This is a genomic window from Streptomyces sp. DH10, from assembly GCF_029813805.1.
In the GTDB taxonomy this organism is placed as follows: Bacteria; Actinomycetota; Actinomycetes; order Streptomycetales; family Streptomycetaceae; genus Streptomyces; species Streptomyces coeruleofuscus.
The window spans coordinates 370,651-389,905 of sequence record NZ_JARVKU010000006.1 but is presented as its reverse complement, the minus strand read 5'-3'; the positions used below and the strand labels follow the sequence as shown (position 1 = coordinate 389,905).

The 19,255-nt window shown below is 69.5% G+C and carries 17 protein-coding genes; all 17 read left to right on the top strand.

Annotation, left to right across the window (positions count from 1 at the left end):
- Nucleotides 1–8 precede the first annotated feature (8 nt).
- The 17 genes from QC385_RS16235 (at nt 9) to QC385_RS16155 (ending at nt 19,248) form a co-directional block, all read left to right on the top strand.
- Nucleotides 9–545, top strand: coding sequence for a hypothetical protein (locus tag QC385_RS16235; protein ID WP_279542079.1), 537 nt, complete (start codon nt 9–11; stop codon nt 543–545).
- Nucleotides 542–3,220: an ATP-binding protein gene (locus tag QC385_RS16230; RefSeq protein WP_279542013.1), complete on the top strand. Its 2,679-nt coding sequence runs from the start codon at nt 542–544 to the stop codon at nt 3,218–3,220. Before QC385_RS16235 ends, QC385_RS16230 begins: the two co-directional genes overlap by 4 nt.
- Nucleotides 3,217–3,600 carry a hypothetical protein gene (locus QC385_RS16225; protein WP_279542012.1) on the top strand — a complete coding sequence of 128 codons (384 nt, stop codon included), beginning with the start codon at nt 3,217–3,219 and terminating at the stop codon, nt 3,598–3,600. Before QC385_RS16230 ends, QC385_RS16225 begins: the two co-directional genes overlap by 4 nt.
- The gene (locus QC385_RS16220; RefSeq protein WP_279542011.1) at nt 3,601–6,414 is read left to right on the top strand and encodes a hypothetical protein; all 2,814 of its coding nucleotides are present in this window, start codon (nt 3,601–3,603) and stop codon (nt 6,412–6,414) included. It abuts the gene before it with no gap.
- Nucleotides 6,415–6,497: 83 nt separating this feature from the next.
- Nucleotides 6,498–7,565 (top strand): C40 family peptidase, encoded by a 1,068-nt coding sequence (locus QC385_RS16215; RefSeq protein WP_279542010.1) that lies wholly within the window; start codon nt 6,498–6,500, stop codon nt 7,563–7,565.
- Entirely contained in the window at nt 7,562–8,179 is a 618-nt protein-coding gene (locus QC385_RS16210; RefSeq protein ID WP_279542009.1) for a hypothetical protein, read from the top strand. Before QC385_RS16215 ends, QC385_RS16210 begins: the two co-directional genes overlap by 4 nt.
- Nucleotides 8,155–10,785 (top strand): ATP/GTP-binding protein, encoded by a 2,631-nt coding sequence (locus QC385_RS16205; RefSeq protein ID WP_279542008.1) that lies wholly within the window; start codon nt 8,155–8,157, stop codon nt 10,783–10,785. The genes QC385_RS16210 and QC385_RS16205 overlap by 25 nt, the downstream gene beginning before the upstream one ends.
- A 350-nt stretch (nt 10,786–11,135) precedes the next feature.
- Nucleotides 11,136–11,366 (top strand): hypothetical protein, encoded by a 231-nt coding sequence (locus QC385_RS16200; protein ID WP_279542007.1) that lies wholly within the window; start codon nt 11,136–11,138, stop codon nt 11,364–11,366.
- 274 nt (nt 11,367–11,640) lie between these two features.
- Complete coding sequence (locus QC385_RS16195; protein ID WP_279542006.1) at nt 11,641–12,033, top strand: hypothetical protein; 393 nt, start codon at nt 11,641–11,643, stop codon at nt 12,031–12,033.
- 11 nt (nt 12,034–12,044) lie between these two features.
- The gene (locus QC385_RS16190; protein ID WP_279542005.1) at nt 12,045–12,650 is read left to right on the top strand and encodes an OmpA family protein; all 606 of its coding nucleotides are present in this window, start codon (nt 12,045–12,047) and stop codon (nt 12,648–12,650) included.
- Between the two features lie 499 nt (nt 12,651–13,149).
- Nucleotides 13,150–13,515 carry a secreted protein/lipoprotein gene (locus tag QC385_RS16185; protein ID WP_279542004.1) on the top strand — a complete coding sequence of 122 codons (366 nt, stop codon included), beginning with the start codon at nt 13,150–13,152 and terminating at the stop codon, nt 13,513–13,515.
- Entirely contained in the window at nt 13,509–14,387 is an 879-nt protein-coding gene (locus QC385_RS16180; protein WP_279542003.1) for an ATP/GTP-binding protein, read from the top strand. Before QC385_RS16185 ends, QC385_RS16180 begins: the two co-directional genes overlap by 7 nt.
- Nucleotides 14,388–14,408: 21 nt before the next feature.
- A complete protein-coding gene (locus QC385_RS16175; RefSeq protein WP_279542002.1) occupies nt 14,409–15,116 on the top strand; it encodes an SAF domain-containing protein in 708 nt (235 codons plus the stop codon).
- Nucleotides 15,116–15,943, top strand: coding sequence for a hypothetical protein (locus QC385_RS16170; RefSeq protein WP_279542001.1), 828 nt, complete (start codon nt 15,116–15,118; stop codon nt 15,941–15,943). The genes QC385_RS16175 and QC385_RS16170 overlap by 1 nt, the downstream gene beginning before the upstream one ends.
- Nucleotides 15,933–17,420 carry a CpaF family protein gene (locus QC385_RS16165; RefSeq protein WP_279542000.1) on the top strand — a complete coding sequence of 496 codons (1,488 nt, stop codon included), beginning with the start codon at nt 15,933–15,935 and terminating at the stop codon, nt 17,418–17,420. The genes QC385_RS16170 and QC385_RS16165 overlap by 11 nt, the downstream gene beginning before the upstream one ends.
- Nucleotides 17,417–18,364 carry a type II secretion system F family protein gene (locus QC385_RS16160; protein WP_279541999.1) on the top strand — a complete coding sequence of 316 codons (948 nt, stop codon included), beginning with the start codon at nt 17,417–17,419 and terminating at the stop codon, nt 18,362–18,364. The genes QC385_RS16165 and QC385_RS16160 overlap by 4 nt, the downstream gene beginning before the upstream one ends.
- Nucleotides 18,364–19,248 carry a type II secretion system F family protein gene (locus tag QC385_RS16155; RefSeq protein ID WP_279541998.1) on the top strand — a complete coding sequence of 295 codons (885 nt, stop codon included), beginning with the start codon at nt 18,364–18,366 and terminating at the stop codon, nt 19,246–19,248. Before QC385_RS16160 ends, QC385_RS16155 begins: the two co-directional genes overlap by 1 nt.
- Nucleotides 19,249–19,255 lie beyond the last annotated feature (7 nt).

The following is a 19,255-nucleotide window of genomic DNA, read 5'->3' as shown; positions in this document are numbered from 1 at the left end:
CCGTGCGAATGGGCCGCTTCTACACCTCGGCCCGCCGCCACCCGTGGGTGCTGGGCAAGGTCGCCGACTGGCGTATCCCCCTCGGCCCGTTCACGCCCGCGCAGATCCTCCTCGCCGTCGCCGGCGGCTTCCTTCTGGTCAAGACGATTCCGTGGTGGTCGTGGATGGGGCCCGTTCCCATCGCTGCTTGGCTGCTGGGCATATGGGCGGTGCGCCGTCCGAAGATCAAAGGACGTGCCCCGATCCAGGCGGCCCTGGGCTGGCTGCTGCTGTGCTGGCAGCCGCGCGGGGGCCGGATCGGCGGCCGCGCAGCCCGCGACCACGCCGCCCGCACCCTGACCGGTGGCTTCGTCATCGAGGGCAATGCCCCGGCTCCGGCGATCAGTGCGGCTCCGCGGCCGCGAGCCGCCGGGCGTACGGCGCACCGGGAGGCGGCACGGTCGCGGTCGGGCGATCGCCCGGCGGCCGTCGGCGCTCAGCCGGTTCGGCCGGTGTCGGGTGTGCAGCAGTTGCTCGCGCGCGCCGAACAGGGGGGTGCGCGGTGAGGGTGCCGATCCGTCATATCGCCGGGCATCTGGTGTGGTCGACGCACGGCAGCGTGTGGGCCGTGTACCGGCTGCACCCGGGGCCGGACGAGCACGGCCGCCACGAGGAAAGCGTGCAGGGCACCTATGTGCCGGCCGCCGTACGGGAAGAACAGCTCGCCAAGATCACTCATCTGGTGCGGTCCCTATCCGGGGCACCTCGGCTGTTCGGTCTGTGCGCCCGGGTCGATCCGGGGGAAGTCGCGCTGCGCATGATCGAGGGGATCGAACCCTCCGACACCCCGCCGGGCCAGACGCACCCGTGGGTGGAGAACGTCGAGGCCACGCTGGATCTGCTGGACGGGCAGGAGATGCACCGCCGCACCCTGTGGCTGGCGGTCCCGCTCCAGACCGAGGGCGCCGGCCTGCAGATGGCCGCTCAGTTCGGCGCGATGTGGGCGGAGATCGCCCCGACGCTGGGCATGCGGCCGACGCCGGTAGCGCGGCGGGAAGTGACCGCGTACCAGGAGCAGGCCTCGCGGGTGGAGGCCGCGCTCGCCGGCGGCGTCGCGTTCCGCCCCGCCCGTCCGGCGGAGGTCGTATGGATGGTCCAGCACGCTCTGCACCGCGGACTGGACGAGCCGCTGCTGGCCGAAGCCGAAAGCAGCGAGCTGTACGGCGGGCAGGTACGCGAGGGAGTGCTGCACTCCCCCAGCTACGCCGATCTCGGGCAGGCCCGCCTCCAGGAGGGCGGCATCGACCCGGACCTCGACGACGTCGACGAGCTCAAGAGCGCCGACCAGCTCACCCGGTCCGGACGCAAGGCCTGGTGGCGGGTCAAGACGGCTTCCCCGCTGCGCAGGCGGTGGCTGCAGATCGAATCCGACGCCGGCACCGGCTACCAGGCGCAGCTGGCGCTCGCCGAGTGCCCGCCCGCAGTCAGCGCCGATGCCGCCGATCTGTTCGCCCAGCTGGAGACACTCGATTTTCCCGTCGACTACACCGTCGACCTCACGCTCGTGCCTGCGGAGAAGGCCCGCGATCAGGTGCGGCGCAAGCGCAACGAACTGGTCGATCAGGCCGACCAGTACGACGCCCGGCCGACCGGCATGCCCGCCTCGCTCACCGACGCCGCCCGCGACCTGGGCGAGCTCGACGCCCGTCTGTCGCGCACCTCGGTCGAGGTCGAGGTGCAGTCCGTGACCGTGCTGACCGTGTGGGGGCCGACCGCCGCGATCTGCGACGCCCGCGCGCGGGCCCTGGCCTCGCTGCTCGGCGGCGCCGACTACCGAGCCGTGCGCCCGGCCGGGCTGCAGGAGGCGCTGTTCCTGCTCGGGCTGCCGGGCACCGCACGGCCGGGAGTGGTGCGCGAGTTCACGCAGCACCAGGTCTCCGAGGACTGGGCGTTGGGCGGCGCTTTCACCGTCGGTGAGGTCGGTGACCCCAACGGCATGTTCCTCGGCATCGACCTGGACTGCGGCACGACCCGCCCCGTCATGATCAACGTCGCGGACGCTCCGAAGCACGACGCGTCCGCGTCCCTGGGCATCGTCGGTGATCTGGGGGCCGGGAAGAGCGTCCTGCAGAAGCTGATCGCGGAGGCAGTGTGGGCGCGCGGCGGCTGCGCGATCTGCATCGACCGCACCCCCGTACGTGAGTGGGCAACCTTCGCCCGCACCGCCGCCAAGGGCCGCGTCCAGATCATCGACGCCGCCCAGGCCGAGGTGTCCATCGACCCGCTTCGCATGTTCGACGGACCCGAAGGCCGCCACTACGCCCTGTCCTACCTGACCCTGCAGCTCGGCATCGGCCCGATGAGCACCAACGGCGAGGTCCTGCACCACGCCGTCGAGAAGGCAGCGGCCAGCGACGCCCCCTCCATGAGCCGCGTGCTTGAGGTCCTGGAGGAGATGGCCACGACCGAGGTGGGCAGGCGGCAGGACGCGGCGTCCGCGCTCGCCGGCCTCGTCCGCGTGGTGGCCACCAACTCGCTGGCCCGCATGGTGTTCGACCCCACCCTGCCCCCGGTGCGGCTGGACGCCTCCAGTACCTCCGACATGATCGTGATCACGACCGCTGGTCTGAAGCTGCCGCCCAAGGCCGCGTTCGACAATCCGGAGGTGCTGCACCAGCAGCCGCTGGAGGCCCTGATCGGGCGCGCCGTGCTCTACCTGATCGCGGCGCTCGCCAGGCAGACCGCTTTCGAGGACCCCGAGCGGTTCACCGCGGTCGTCGCGGACGAGCTGTACTGGCTCACCTCGTCGGCCGAGGGCACCGCGCTGGTGCACGAAATCCTCCATGACGGGCGCAAGCATGGCGCCGGCCTGCTCGCCGCATCTCACGACGCCGAGGAACTCGGCCCCGACCGCGGGCTGATGGCCTATCGGGCGCTCGCCCGCACCACCGACCGTGGACGCGCCCGGCGCGGCCTGGAGTTCGTCGGGCTCGACCCGAACGACGGCGAGCTGCTGCGGCTGGTGACCACTGGCCTGTCCCCCGTCGGGCAGCGCGGCCGCGAAGGGGAGTTCCTGCTGGCCTGCCCGCGGCAGAACACGGGCCGGGTCAAGGCCGTCATCCCCCGCATCGAGCGGATCACCACCTCCATCGCCACCACACCGGGCCGTCGTACGAGCGCGAGCACCGCACAGGCCTCCAGTGAGGCCGAGACGGCCCGACCGAAGGAACACGTCTCATGAGCACGTCGTCTTTCTCCTCATCCCGCTCCCGGCGCATCGCCACCGCGGCGAGCACCCTGACCGTGATCGCCCTCCCGGCCCTCCTGCTCGCCCTGGTCATGGGGGCCGGCGTGCCGGAGTCATGGTGGCCGCACACCGGCGAGGCCTTCGCCATCGATTCCCCTTCTGACTCCGCGCGCCAGGACGCGTGCGAGTCGAACTCGGGCCCGGCGAAGGAGCACTGCGAACGCGGCCACCGCTCCCCCACGTCCACGGCCTCCACGGACGAAGCCCACCCGGACGGCGCCAGGGCAGCATGGATGCTGGTTCCGCCCGCCGCTGTGCTGACAGCCGTCGTCGTGTGGCGGCGCCGGGGCGCTGCCGGGCACGGGCGGCGCTGAATGTGGCGCCCAGACCGCGGCACGCTCCGATCGGCCGGCTTCGTCCTGGTGCTCACCAGTGTGTTCGTCTTGGTGAACAGCCAGGTGGTGTATGCCGCCGGCAGCAACAGCGAGACCGGTGACCTGCTCGCACCGTTGAACATCGCCTCCTCCGAGGGCGTGGCGATCAACGGATATGAGCTGAACGCCGAGGGCGGGTCCATCGTCAGCTTCAAGACGCAGTTCCTCTCCTTCGCCCTGGGCGGCCTGTTCACCCTGATCCGACTGCTGGTCGGCCTGGCGGGATGGGCGATCGAGGTGGGCTTCCGGTTCCCGCTGCTGAAGATCCTCACCCGCCCGGCGCAGGAGGTGGCCGACGCCTACAACAGCGTGGTCGTCGACTCGCTCGGGCTGAAGGGTCTGCTGCTGGCCTGGGCGTTCGTGTTCGCCGGTTTCATGATCGTGCGCGGTCGCATGGGACGCGGTCTGGGCGAAGTGTTCCTCACTCTGCTGATCGCGGCGTTCGCCGCTTCCACGTTCGTCCGTCCCGACTACCTGCTCGCCCAGGACGGCCCGCTGGGGCAGGGGCAAGCGGTGGCCGCCGAGGTGGCCCAGCAGAGCGTTGCCTCCTACGACTGGGGCGGCAAGATCGCCAGCCGGGAGCCATGCGACGGGCTGGCCGGCAACGCCGAGATCAAGTGCCTGGAACGAGAAGGTGAGCGTCCGGTCTCCGCAGAGGACGTAGCCCGGCCGATCCAGGACTCGGTCACCAATGCGCTCGTCGTCAAGCCGTACATGCTGCTCCAATACGGGCGCACCCTAGACCCGGCGAAGGACTCCGACCGCAAGGCCTACGCCGTCCACCTCAAGTGGATCACCGGAGGCTACAAGGCCTCCGAGGGCACAGACGGTGAGGACAACGGGTGTGACCAGCTCGCGCCACCGGCCCGGTCCCACTGCGAAGAACAGAACGAAAAGGAGGACAACTGCCGCCTCCTCAGGGGTCCGGCCAGGGAGTACTGCGAGCGGGACACCGGCGGCGGCCGCGCCGGCAACAGCTTGCCGGAGCTGACGCCAGGCGGCGAATTGCTTGACGCCTCGAACGCGATCGTCACGGACGAGGATCGCGAGTTCCACGCCTTCCTGCAGGACATGCGCAAGGCCGGCGACGTCGGCAAGGCGTGTGCCGCCTACGCCGAGGAACCCACTTGGTGGCGGGTCGGCGGAGCCGTGCTGCTGTTGATCGCCGCGCTGTTCATCTGCGGCATGCTGCTGAGCAGCGCGATCGTCCTGCTCGGCACTCAGGGCATCTGCGCTGCAGCGGCGGCCGCTGGAGGCGTCACATTCATCGCGGGCATGCTGCCCGGCCCGGCGCGCCAGTCGGTGTGGAAGTGGCTGTCGCTGTGGGGCATTGCGGTTCTCGCTGTGGTGGGGATCTGCGCGTTCGTGCCGTTTTTCGGTATCGCCGTCGACGCGGTCGTCACCGACGGGCCCGACCTGATGGTGGAGCGGATCCTGCTGATCGACGTGCTGGCCATCGCCGGCGCTGCCGGGCACCGCAGGCTGCTGACCGGCATCGCCTCCTTCGGCCGTCGCATGGCCATGCGGATGCGTTACGCCAAGGTAGGCGGCACCCACCTGCCTGGTGATACCTCCGAGCTCGGCGCCGCACTCGCTATGAACTCCCCTGCCGCGATAGGCGGCTACGGCGGCGGGCTGCGCTCCTTCACCGGTGGTGGAGGCGGCCGGTTCGGGTTGCTCGGCACCCGCCAACGGCTGATGAACGCCCTGACTTCCCTGGTCGACGGCGCGGGCATGCCGACTGACACCGGCCGCATGCTCGCCGACGCCACCGCCGAGGCCGGGCGTGGTCTCGCCCCGCTTTCCGCGGCGGCAGCCGTGGGCGGACTGGGAGCACGGGTCGGTGCAAAGAGCGGGCACTGGCTTCTGATCGGCCGTCGACCAGGTCACGAGCAACTGGCCAAGTGGCTCAAGCCCACCGGTGAGGGCGAGGAGGGCCCCGGCGGCCCGTCGGGCGCAGGAGAAGGCGGGGCGGGCAGCCCCGGCCCGCGGCGCCCCGCTGGGCCGCCCGACCGGTACCGCAACGAGGAGGGGCAGATTGTTGACCCCAACTCAGGTCAGGTGCTGCACGACCAGAACACCGACCGCACCCTGCTCGCGACCCGGGCCCATAACCGGCTGGCGCGATTCCGCGGGTACCGCATCCTCCACCGCGGCGGCCGAGTCGCCTACGGGGCGACATACGGGCTTCCCGCCAGCGTGCGCCGGGCACGGGGCGGCGGATCGCGTTACGCCCAGGACGCCCGGCAGCAGGTGAGGGTGTGGGGCAATACCTGGCGTGAGGACGGCCGCGCCTGGGCCGACACAGGACGTCATGTTTCGCATGTCCTGCGGGAGAACCCCGGAGACGGCGGCGGGCATGGCCCGACCGGCGGCGGCCGCCGCCTGCCGGCCGTTGCACCATCCGCCGCCGCCCGCCCGGCTGCTGCCCCGCGTCCGACCACGACCTCCGGCGGCGCGACAGCCCGCATGACTCCGTCCGCGCCGCGGTCCAGTGCACCGGCACCCAGGGCCGGGACCACCGCGCCAGCCCGGCTGAGCCCGACCCCGCGTCGGCGGCTCTCCGGAGGCGCAGCCTCTCCCCCCGCACAAGGTGCGGGAGACCAGTCGGCTCCCTCCGCGGGCGCCGACACGGGGAGCGGCGGCCGCAACGTGGGGCGGGCCCGCATGAACGAGCTGATGCGGCAGGCCGCGGCGATCCGAGAGATGCGCGAGCAATGGCGGCGCGACGACAGGTCCGGTGAGGACGCATGACAGCGGTACGGCGCCGTCGTATGGCGCGGTGGGGATGTGCAGGGGTGCTACTACTGTTCGCTGCCGTGTGCTGCGCGGCCCCAGTGGGCAACGCGATTAGCGCATACGTCGCGCTGAAGACGGCGGCCCAGGACAACGGCGGAATCGCCGAGGGGGGGAGCGCCGCGGACATCCCACCGCGGATGCTGACCGCGTACAAGAAGGCCGCCCAGCACGTCAGCAAGCATGTTCCGAAGTGCCAGGGCATGCGCTGGCCGATCCTCGCCGGTATCGCCAAGGTCGAGTCCAACCACGCTGCGGGCCGCAACATCGCCGCCAGCGGAGACATCCGGCCGAAGATCTACGGGGTGCTCCTCAACGGTTCCGGCGCAGGTGGAAACACCACGGTCTTCCCGGACACCGACGGCGGGAGGTGGGACGGCACCGCTCAAGGAGAGCGCGCCGTCGGCCCCTTCCAGTTCCTGCCCGCCACCTGGAGCAGCGTCGGCCAGGACGCTGGCGGCGACAAGGTTGCCGACCCGCACAACGCCGACGATGCCGCGCTCGGCGCCGCGATCTACCTTTGCGGGGACGGCCGCGATCTGACCAAGCGGGCACAGCTGAGGTCTGCGATCTTCCAGTACAACCACTCAGGCGAGTACGTCGCGAACGTGCTGGGCTGGGTCGACCAGTACACGGCGGCCGCCAAGGACCCGGACCTGAAGAACGTCTCAGGGAAGGTTCGCACCGTCATCAATGCGGCGCTGGCCCAGCGCGGTGTCCCGTACTCCTGGGGCGGCGGCAACGCGAGCGGCACGTCGTACGGGATCTGCTGCTCCCCCAGCGGGAAGTCCGGAACGAACATCAAGGGCTTCGACTGCTCGGGCCTGACCACGTTCGCCTACGCCAAGGCCGGCATCCGCCTGCCGCGCACTGCGGCAGCCCAGGCCGGTGTGGGACAGCGGATCCCCGCCAGCCTCGGAACCAGGGCTCTCAAGCCCGGTGATCTGGTGTTCTACGCCTACGCCCCGGGGCACGACTCAACGATCTATCACGTCGGCATCTACGTCGGAAACGGTCAAATGATCAACGCTCCCCGCCCGGGCACGGTCGTACGGCTGGACGCGGTCAGCGCGATGTCGGGCTTCGCCGGAGGAGCCAGGCTGCTATGACGACACGCGCATCGCGCTCGCCGTTGCTGCTGCTAGTCACGACGTTGGCCCTGGCGGTGGCCGGTGTTGTCCTGCTGGCGCAGTCGCCCAGGCCCGGCAGCGCCTCTGCGACTCCGCCACCGACGGCCGTCCGGCCTTCGTCCACCAGCCAGGAGACAGCGGTTCGAAGCCTCCGCCCGTCGAAAACGACCCCCGCTACGCCGTCCGAGTCGGCGCTACCACCGCATGGTGAAGGAGCGTCCGGTGATCAGGCCATCCAGCAAGCACTGGAGGCGGCATGGCCTGCGGACCTGGCCGCTGAAGACGAGCGGCAGCTCCGCGCGGCCGGCCGTGACCTGCTGCGCGCTGATGCCACCGGCTTCGGCCGCGCCAGGTGGCCCGCGTTCTTCGGCCGCCCGGATCAGGCAATCGCGCCGGCGTTCGCCGCTGCCCGCTTCCGTATCCAGGCCGTCGTCGCGCGCCGCGACGGTGCCGAGGACCGGGCTGTGGTGCACCTGGTGTGGGCGGGCACCGACCGCGGCGGCACCTACACCGACGGCCGCATCACCGACCTGTCCTTCACCCGCACTATCAAGAAGGGAGAGCCGACATGGATTCCGCAGCCTCGTACCTGACGGGCCAGGCCTCTGCGAGCACCTCCGGAGAGGTGCTCGGCCTGATCAACGGACTCGTCGACGCCGTCGACTGGCTCTTCGACCACTGGTACCTGCTCGCACTCACCATCTCCGTTTCCTGGGGCGTGGGAGAAGTGGTGGTGCGCCACCTTGCGCAGCGGGCCTACGCCCAGCGAATGGCCCTGGAACTCACCCCGAACCGGCACTTCGACCCGGGCCTGGAGGAGATCTTCCGCCGGGGAGTGCAGCTGTCGCGGGCATCGACGAGCATGCCGTGGTGGGCGCCCCGCCGGTCAAAAACGGTGCAGATTCGACTGCGCGCCGACGGCTCCGCCCCCCTGCGCTACCGCATCGAAGGCCCAGCGGGCGGTGAACGGCTGCTGTCCATCACCCCGTTCGGGCCGAACGTCACCGTCGACCGGTCCCGCCCGATTAGGGACAAACCACGCGACCATGTAGTCCGGGCGGAGTTCATCCTGCGCGGCAAGCTCACCGCCCCCTTGCGGGACGTTCCGCTGGAGCCCGACCCACTGCAGCCCCTGGTCGATGCCGTGTCCGACCTGCGTGCCGAACTGGGCGACCTCGCCGAGGTCCGCCTCGATATCCAGCGCGCCCCCAAGTGGGCACTGCGAGCTCGACGTCTGCAGATCTTGAGTGCCGCACGCCGTCAGGAGCGCGGGGAGACCCAGCGCGCGGCACGCTGGGTGCGCCAGGACGCCACAGGAATGGAGGACTCGCTCGTCTGGAATCTGCAGGCACTGGTCACCGGCAAGGAGGGAACAGCCGGGCGGCGGCTGGTGATGCCCCCGGTGCCGCGCCGGGTGGATCCGTCCGAGGCGCTGGGCAAGCTCGCCGACGACGATCACCTCGTGCGAGTGCAGTTGCTCGTGATGTGCGCGTCCAACATCGAAGGCCGCGCCGAGGCCCGCCTCGCGCAACTCCAGGCCGCGTTTGATGTTTTCGGCGGCCGGTCGCGGTGGGCCATGCGCGGCTGGCGGCTGGGACCGTGGCGGTTCGGCGCCGATCACTGGCCCACCCGGCGCAGCTGGGACCGCCGCTGGCGGTTGGGGCAATGCCAGCCGCCCCGGGCGAACTGGGTACGTCTGGAGGAACTGACGGGGCTGCTCAAACCGCCGACCGTTCACTGCCGGCTTCCGCTGCTCGCCGGTGACTTGCCGTCCTTCGAGTTCGCGAACCCTGAGCTACTGCTGCAGGGCATCTACCGGGGGCCCGACGGGCGGAAGCGTCTGGTCGCCACCTACACGGCCGAGACACTGTTCGAATGCGGCGTGGGCAAGGCCGGTGGAGGAAAAACAGAACGCGCTCTGGCACAGGCGATCGGGTGGGCGCACGCCGGCGGCGGGCTGATGTTCGTCGACCCGCACCGCGATTCCTGGCCCCGCGCCGCGCCCTTCCTCGCTCACGACCACCTCATGGGCAAGATCGCACTGATCGACCTGAATACAGCGGGCCCCTCATCGCTATTGAGCTCCTGGAATCCGATCGCCATGCACCACGGGCAGGAGCCGCACGACGTCGTCGAGGCGGTCACCGACGCCTTCGCCTCCATACTCGGCTGGGACGATGCCGCCGCTCCCCGAGCCCTGACCATCCTCACGTCGTGCCTGGCGGTGCTCGTCGCCGTCAACCGGGCCGCCTGCCAGGCCGGGCGCCGCGATCACCAGGCCACGATCTTCCACGTGCGGTCCCTGCTCTCCGACCCCGGCTTCCGGGGAGCGGCACTGGCCGCCGTGGCAGACCAGTTGGACGAAGAGACGCGCGCGTGGTGGCGGACGGTGTTTCCGACCTTCCCCCCGGACGCCTTTGGCGTGGTCCTCAACCCGCTCGCCCGGCTAGCCGCCAACCCGGTCACCCGCGCCTTCCTCGGCCAGCCGGTCGGCGTCTACAACAGCCGGGCCGCCATGGACAACGGGCTGATTGTGTGGGTGTGCCCGGCCGGGAACGGGCCCACCGACCGGCTGCTGACCGCGCTCATCGCGCGGGACCTGTTGCGGGCAGTGCGCTCCCGCCGTGACACACCCGAAGACCAACGACGGCCGTTCCGGTTGTACTTCGACGAGCTGATCACCCTAACCGGTGCGGCCCCGGAGACCATCGCGTCGATGTTCGAAGACTTCCGCAAGTACAGGGTCACGGTGCACGGGATGACCCAGCTGCTGGGCCGTCTGCCGGCCCCGGTGCGGATGTCGTTGACGCAAAACGCCTCCACGTTGGCGTCCACGTCGGGATCCAAGACCGCGATCGCTCCGATCACCGCGGAGTGGGGAGACGAGCCGAGCGCCGACGAAGTGGCCTCGCTTGATCGGTTCGAGCACTACATGTCGCTCACCGTCGGCGGCCGCCGAGTCGGTCCCGTCCGGATCACCGGCCCGCACCTGGACGAGGTGTTCGCGGACTACGCCCGTCCCGGCAACGTCGCTGCCCTGGAACGCGCCGCCCGCGTCACCGCCGGCGCGGCGCCCCTTGATGAGCTCACTGCCACCGCTGCAGCTCAGCAGCGCCGTGTCGGCGATCTCCTCACCCAGAGCGCTCCCGCTGCTACAGCGCAGGTACGCCTGAGCAAGCACTCGGAGGGATACCAGTGACCGCGCCTCGTCCTGAGTTTGAGGAGGCCTCCTCACTGGGCCGGGCAAACAGCGGGGCAAGGCTGGCTGCGCTGGTACCCGCTGTTCCCTCGCGTCCTTCTCGCACTCGAAGCCGATCCGGCCCGCGAAGTACCGCTGGGAGCGGTCGTCCTGGCCGGCAGCAAGCTCCGCCCGTGGACCGAGCTGTGACCTGGCCGCCCCACGGCATATGGCCCATGAGTGAACGTCTCAGCCTTGCAACTTCACCCCAAACAGCTTGATATTTGCTTACGCGAACACGTACCTTACTTTCGCGCAGCGAGGATGGGGACTCGCACCCGCCTGCACTGACCAGTTATGGGGGATTCCGGATGACACAGCTCGTCCGTCATATTCGCAGTAACGAAGACACGTCCGGCAGGGTGTGGCCTCTCCGGACTCAAGAGGTCTCGTACATCGGAAGCGCCTGCGTGGTCGAAAGCGCAGGTGACTTTGACACGCAGGATCTCGCCCTGGTCCGCCACCAGTTCCCCGATCGGCACGTGACCCTCGACGGTGACGTGATCACCGTCTGGCCGGCGGCGTCTCATGGCCGCCTGTGAGCGCCTCTCCCCGGCCGGGGGAGGGGCGACGCGGCCGCACGCCGCATCGAATCAGCATGTTCACCTGAAAGGACTCGAGCTCATGAGTAACTGGGTTGCTTCAGCGGCCAGCAGGCGTCTGGTCGCGGTGACGGTCGCGGCAGGGCTGGCCCTGGGGATCACCGGCTGTTCCGACCGCAGCTCCAATCAGGACCGCGCCGAGGCGGCTGCGGCAGTAGCAGGCGGCTCCGCAGCCGCAGGCACCGTAACTGGGCAGCGAAAGGCAGGCGCGCTATTGGCTGACCTCTCGGGCCCGAACGGACTGGAACTGAGGATCACCTCGGCACGGCGGGACCCGGCCGGATACGTCACTGTGCGCGGCGACCTGAAGAACAGCTCGGGGACAACGTCCGTCGTCCCAGCGGAGCTGCGGGGCCACGAACTTGAGGTCCTCAGAACCGGGCAGTCGCTGGCAGGGGCGACCCTCGTCGACTTCACCGGCGGCAAGCGGTACTACGTACTGCGCGATACGAACGGCAACCCACTCACCACGACCGGCCTGTCCACGCTGAAGCCCAGGGAGACGGTAGGGGTCTTCATGCAGTTCCCCGCGCCACCCGCGAGCGCGCGCTCGGTCGGCTTCCACATGCCGCTGTTCGACACGGCGACCATCGAGATCTCCGGGTGAGGTGAGGCGGCATGTTCCCTAGCGGATCACGCCTGACGGTCTCGCTGCTGGCGCTGGCCACCCTGGCAACCGCGCTGTGTGGGGGAAGCGGCCTCACCGGGCAGGCCATGGCTCGAGACAGCACCGGCACTGGTCTTGCACTTCGTCACGGCGCGACGCTCGCTCCTGCAAGGGTCCTCGATATCGGCTCGACCCCGGCAGCTGTCACTCGGGTAGTCGGCAGTCACGACGGCACCGAACGCCGCCGAGACACGACCGGTGAGGTGAGGTTCGAGCTCCAGGCCGAGGTGCTCTTCGCCAAGGACAGCGCACGGTTGAGCGTCTCCGCGCGGTCCCGTATCGCCTCGGTCGCCCGGGCGATCGTGCAGCAGCAGGCCATGAGCATCCGAATTGCGGGCTTCACTGACAGCCTGGGTTCCTCTGAACACGGCGAGGCCCTGTCCAAGCGTCGCGCTGACGCTGTGAAGAGCGTTCTTTCCGCCGAACTACACGCCACCGCGGTCGCCTTCGAGACTCACGGTTTCGGTGAACGGTATCCGGTCGCGTCCAACGCCACCGAGCAAGGCCGGCAGAAGAACCGACGGGTCGAGGTTTCGTTCCCGCGCACAGGCAGCTGAAAAGAGGCCGCACGCCCCGGTTAGGCGAGCGCGTGAGGACTACAAGTCGACATGCGACTCCCGCAGGTGACCGGGTACGTCCCGAGATGTACGAGTGCACTCCAATATCGAGGTGGAAATTGAGTGGCATATGCGTAATCTTGCGGTCACGCATGCCCATTACCGCAGCTGGACGAGGCCGCCAGAGCCAGGCCGCCGCATGCCGGAGGCCAGGTCAGCGGTCGTATCGCACCGCGTCGTACGGGGAGACCACGTGACACCGAAACAGCGACGTTCCTCGGAGCGCGAATTCGCCGTGCGCGCCCGAGGTATAACTGCCGCCTGCCTCGCACTTTGTGCAGGGCTCACCCTGACGGCGTGCAGTTCCTCCGACGGCGAGAGCCGGAGTGCAGACAAGTCCCCATCGGCCTCACCTTCGCCGACGGCGTCTACCGCAACAGATCCAAAGGAAGCAGCGAGTAAGGAAGCGATCGCTACATATGGGGCTTATTGGCGGGAAATGGAAAAGCTCTACGCCGACCCCACCGGCAAGAACGCGCATCTTGATCAGTACGCCGCAGCCGCCGCATTGAAGAACGCCGAGGCGGACGCCAAGCGCGCTCATGACCGCGGCCGCATCTACACCGGAAGCATCGCCCTGACCGACCAGACGGTTACCAAGGTCAACGTCTCGGGCAAGATCCCAAACGCGACCGTCTCCAGTTGCCTGGACATCTCCAAGTGGCAGACCGTCGATGCCGAGACCAAGAAGCCGGTGGCCCTCCCAGAAAACCGGCTGACGAAGTACTTGATCGTCAGCACCGTCGAGAAGTACCCGGAGGGGTGGCGCGTCACCAGCGATGAGCCCCAGGGGAAGTCGTGCTGACGCGTCGCCTTGCCGTCACCGCAGCAACCGCTCTGGCTACGCTCTCCTTCCCTGTCACCAGCCACGCGGAGGATGACCCTAAGGGCGGCGGCGGTATTGAGTGCGGCCTGTACACGTGCCAGGTCGAGGCCGGTGTCCCCGGACAGGCCGGCGGCCAAGCCGGGGGCAGCGACACCACGGGCGGAACAGGTGGAAGCGGTTCATCTGACGGTGACGACACCAATAAGAAGGTCTGCAAGTACAAACTCGCAGACCCGCAGCCACCCGCCGGCAGCTTGGACTGGGAAGGCCACGAACCCGGCGACGGGGCAGTGTACGAACAGACCTGCGGTTGGGAGGACTTCACGAACACCATCACACAGATGGTGTGGCTGGCTGAACCGCCCGAACAAGAAACGGTGGACCCGGCTGTCTTGGCGCAGCGAGCAGTCGACTCGATGACCCTGCTCGGCCCGGACATCGCCAGCCCGCGCCCGGCCGGGAAGTACACGGTCGGTGTTCCGATGTGGATGTGGGTCAACCAGAGCGCCACGACCTACGGACCCAACACCGCTTCGGCATCGGCGGGCGGGATCACCGTGACCGCCACCGCGAAGGTGTCGAAGATCGAGTGGAAGATGGGTGACGGAGCCAACGTGACGTGCAACGGCCCCGGTACCCCCTACCAGGCCTCCGCGGGCATGGCCCAGTCGCCGACCTGCGGTCACGTGTACTCCAAGGCCTCAGCCGGCGCCAAGAACGGCAAGTTCCCGATCACCGCGACGTCGACCTGGACGATCGACTGGCAGGGCGGCGGAGAGGCCGGCCAGCTCACCGAGATCCGGCAATCCAACGTGCAGGTGGCGATCGGCGAGCTGCAGGTCGTCAGGTAACGCCGCCGGAAGGACAGAACGTTGAGCAAGACCCAAGAACGTATAGGCACAGCCAGCCCGAACGGCGTCCCCCAGCAGGGACAGGCGGCCGGGCCCGTCGCTCCCCCACGAGTGTCGGCCCGTCGTCGCCGACCAGGTGTCATCGCCCTGTCCCTGGCGCTGATCGCCGCCGGAGGGGCCGGGGTCGCCGTCCTGCTGATGCAGGTCGGCAACCGCACCGAAGTGGTGACCGTCGTCCGCGACGTGCAGGTCGGCCAGGTCGTAACGGAAGAGGACCTGGGCAAGGCGTCCATCGCCCTAGACCCGTCCGTCAAGGCGGTGCGCGGCAGTGACCTGGACTCGGTAGTGGGCAAGCGGGCCGCTGTCGAGCTCAAGCCGGGTTCCCTGCTCGCCCCGTCTCAAGTGACGAAGGACTCCCTGGTGAAGGCCGGCGAGCAACTGGTGCCGATCGGGCTCAAGCCGGAGCAGGTGCCGGCCACGGCGCTGGTTCCCGGCCAGAAGGTACAGCTGGTCCACGTCCCGGCCCAGGGCCAGGCGGAGACCGACAAGACGGCCGACACCCCGCCGGAGACCATCGACGGGCGGGTCGTGAAGGCCTCCAGTGCCGCTCCAGGCACTGGGACCGTGGTCGTCGACGTCGCCACCACCGCGGAGGAGGGCCCGACCGCCGCCGCGTGGGTGTCGGCCGGCACCCTGCGCCTGGTTCTCGCTGCTCAGGGCGGCAACTGATGGCTGTGATCGCGCTCGCAGGATGCAGCGGCGCGCCCGGCGTGACCACGAGCGCTCTCGCTCTGCTGCTGTCGTGGCCGCTGGAGGCGGGCCGGCGGATGATCCTTGCCGAATGCGACCCGGACGGCGGAGCCGTGCTGCACGGTCTGCTGCAGGGCTCACTCGGCGACCGGTACGGGCTGCGCAACCTCTCGGTCGCCGCCCGCAAAGGCGAGTTCAGCGACGCCTTCTGGCGTCAGCTGATCGACCTGAGCAGCGAGGACGGCAAGGAGGAGTCGCCGCGAGACCGGCTGCTGCTGCCCGGGATCACCGACCCCGCGCAGGCGGCGAGCCTGGGCTCGGTCTGGAAGGTCCTGGCGCAGATGTTCCGCGGCATCGAGGCCGAGAGCGCTCACGACGTCCTGATCGACCTCGGCCGGCGCGGGGCGTACGGGCCCTCCGGGGTCTTGGCCGAGCAGGCCGACGCTGTCTTCGTGGTGGTCCGCAACACCCTGCGCTGTCTGCAGGCAGCCGAGGGCCGGGTGCGCGCGCTGGAGGAGCGAGTCGGTGACGTCAGCCTTCTGATGATCAACGAGGGGCCGTATCCCGCGGGCGAAGTGCAGCGTGTCCTGCAAGCGCCAGTGGTGGCCACTCTGCCGTATGCCCCGGACGACGCCCGGGTGCTGTCCGACGGCGCCGAACAGCCGCGCCGCTTCACCAAGTCGGCGCTGATGAAAGCCGCACGCACGGGCAGCACCCTGCTCAGTCAGCGGGCCGCCATGCGCCGGGCCCGCCTCGATCCACGCGCCGTGCACGCCGCAGGCGGGGAGGTGATCCGTGCACGCTAAGCCCCTGCACCCCGACCCCACGGTGGCCCCACTGCCCCAAGAGCGGCTGCACCAGACGAACGGCACGCCTCCGCCTGCTGGTGCTGCCTCGATCGCACACGCGCTCGGCACCGCAGTTCCTCAGGTCACCGTCGACTACAAGGTCGCCCGGGACATCGCGTCCCAGGTCGCCAAGCAGCGCGAAGAACTGCTGAAGACCAAGCCCGATATGGACATGGCCAGCGAAGAACAGCGCTGCCTGAACTGGATCGCCGAAGCCGTCGCGCTGTGGTCGGACGCTCAGGCTATGACGCCGCAGGAAGACGAGGCTCTGCGGCGGGCCGTGTACGACCTTCTCTTCCGGGCCGGGAGGCTGCAGCCGTATCTGGACGATGAGCGGGTCGAGGACATCATCATCCAGGGCCCGCACGAGGTGTGGCTCGACTACGGCGACGGCGAACGCCGACGAGTCGGTCCGATCGCCGAGTCGGAAGAGGAACTGCTGGAACTCCTGCGCGAGTTGGCCCGAGGTTCCGGGCACAACGAGCGCACTATCTCCACCGCGAACCCCACCCTCGCCCTGTCTCTGCAGGACGGCTCCCGCCTCCAGGCCATCACAGGTCTTGGCCCGATGACCTATGCCGTCATCCGCCGGCACCGGGTCTCCCACGCCGATCTCGACGACCTCGTACGGTTGGGCACGATTGACCCGATCCTGCGCGAGTTCCTCGGCGCGTGCGTGCGCGCCGAGAAGAACATCATGATCGCGGGGAAGCAGAAGGCCGGGAAGACGACCTTGATGCGGGCAATGCTCAAGGAGTTCGACCCGGAGTGCCGGTTCGCCACCATCCAGACCGAGGACGAGTTGTTCGCCCACGCCAACGGCTACCACCGACAGGTCGTCTCTCTGGTGGGCCGCGAGTCCAACGGTGAGAAGGACGTCACCGGGCGCGGCGCCGGCGAGGTCACGCTCCTGGACCTGATGCATCCGGCACTGCGGATGTCGCTGGAGCGGATCGTGGTCGGCGAGGTCCGCGGTCCTGAAGTCGTCGCCATGATGCAGGCCTTGACGAACGGGTCGGGTGGCAATCTGTGCACGATCCACGCCCGCCGCCCGGACATCATCTTCGACCGCATCGCCGAGCTGTACGCGCTCGCCCAGGAGAACCTGTCCGAGCAGCTCGCCTACCGGCAGACCGCCAACGGCCTGGACTTCATCGTTTACGTCGACATGACGGACGAGACGCAGATCGGCGGCCGCCGCCACCGCTACGTCTCCCACGTCCTGGAGCTGACCGGCATCGGCGAGAACGGCCGCCCCGCCACGAACGAAATCTTCTCACCCGGCACCGAGTTCGGTGAGCTGCGGGCCGTACCCCGGATGGACCCGGGCTGCATCGACGACCTGCGCCGCGTCGGCTTCGATTCCGCGCTGCTGCAGCAGCCCTACGGGGGCTGGTCTGCGCCGCTGCCTCTGAAGGTGGAGGTGCGCCGATGACGCTGTTGTGGGGGCTGCTGAGCGGCATGGCCGTCGTCGGCGGGCTGATCGGCTTCGTGGCCGGTGTGGTGGGCACCACCGCGCCGCGCCGGGCTCCGCTGCGACAGCGCTGGCAGGCCCTGCGCGCCGGGAAGGAGCAGAGCAAGGACGTCCGGATGCGGCGGCGGACCCTCGCGGTCCTGGCTGTCGTGGTCTTTGTGTCCGTGTGGCTGGTCTCGGGGAACTTCGTGGGCGGCGCGCTGCTCGGCGCCGCCGTCATCGGCGTGCCCTGGCTGATCACCCCCGCGCAGATGGCGCAGGAGCGCATCGGCCAGCTGGAGGCGCTCAGTGAGTGGACCCAGCGTCTGGCGGGCCTGCTCCGGCTGGGCATGGGCCTGGAACAGGCGATGATCACCAGCCGTCAGGGCGCGCCGGAAGAACTCGCCCCGCAGATCGTCAACCTGTCCGACCGGCTGCGTCTGGGCTGGCGCCCAGAGGGAGCGCTACGCGCGTTCGCCGACGAACTGGACGACGTCACTTCGGACAAGGTGGTCGCCGCGCTCATCCTGTCCGTCAACGACCGCGGCCCAGGCCTGGCCCAGGCGCTGGAAGACTTGGCCAGCACAGTTCGCGACGAGGTCGCCCGCAAACGGTCGATCGAGGCAGACCGGGCCAAGCCGCGGACCACCGTGCGGTGGATGACCATCATCACCGTCGGCGTCGTCGTGGCCGGGTTCTTCGTGCCCTCGTACACCAAGCCCTACTCCACGCTGCTCGGACAGTTGGTGCTGGCCTTCCTGACCGCCGGGTTCATCGGGGTCCTGGCCCTGATGCGGCAGCTGGGTTCCTTCCGCCGCATCCCGCGCTTCCTGATCACCGACCCCTCCAGCACGGTCCGGCTGCCCGCACCTGCGGCGGAGCCGGACGTGCGGGTCGCTGGCCCTGAGCCGCAAGGAGTCACCTAATGAACCTGCTTCCCGTCGTTCTGACCGGTGGCACGGTCGGTGCCGGTTTCGCGCTGCTGGTACGGGAACTCCTGCGCCCCCAGCCCGCCTTGGCGCCGGCCCTCGCCCGCAGTGCCCCGGCCGCCCTGACCATGCCCGAGCCGGAACTGGACCGCGAGGAGAAGTGGGGCCGGTGGCTGCTGGCCCGCCTCGAGCGCCTGCCCGGCGTCCGGATCCCCACCACCAATCTGGCCCTGCTCGGGCAGGGCCCGGGCCAGTTCATGTTGAAGAAGACCGCGCTCGCTGGTCTCGGCCTGCTCTGCCCGGTGATCGCGACGATCCCGTGGATCATTGCGGGCGTCTCCCTGCCGTTCTACGTGCCCGCCGGCGTCGGACTCCTCATCGCGGGGCTGCTGTTCATCACCCCCGATCTTGCGGTGCGGGACCAGGCCAAGCGGGCACGGGAGGAATTCGCGCATGCCCTGTCCGCCTACCTCGACCTGGTCGCGCTCAAGCGGGCCGCCGACGCCGGCCCAGCCGAGGCCCTGGAGAAGGCCGCCGAAGTCGGCGAGGGCTGGCCCTTCCTGTATCTGCAGGGCGCGCTGCGACGGGCCCGGCTGGAGAAGATCCCGCCCTATGAGGCGTTGATGCAGCTCGCCCATGAGTATGACCTGCCCGTCCTGGACGACGTTGCCGACATCATGCGCGGCAGCGCTACCGACGGCGCAGCCGTCTATAAGGCGCTGCGGGCCCGCACCGCGGCGCTCAACGCTGAACTGCTGGCCGATCAGGCCGCCGAGGCGAACGCGGCCAGCGAGAAGATGACCGCGCCGGGAGCCCTCTTGGCCGTCTTGGTGATGCTGCTGATGGCTTTCCCCGCGGTGATCCGGATGTTGACCGTCTGAGACCAGT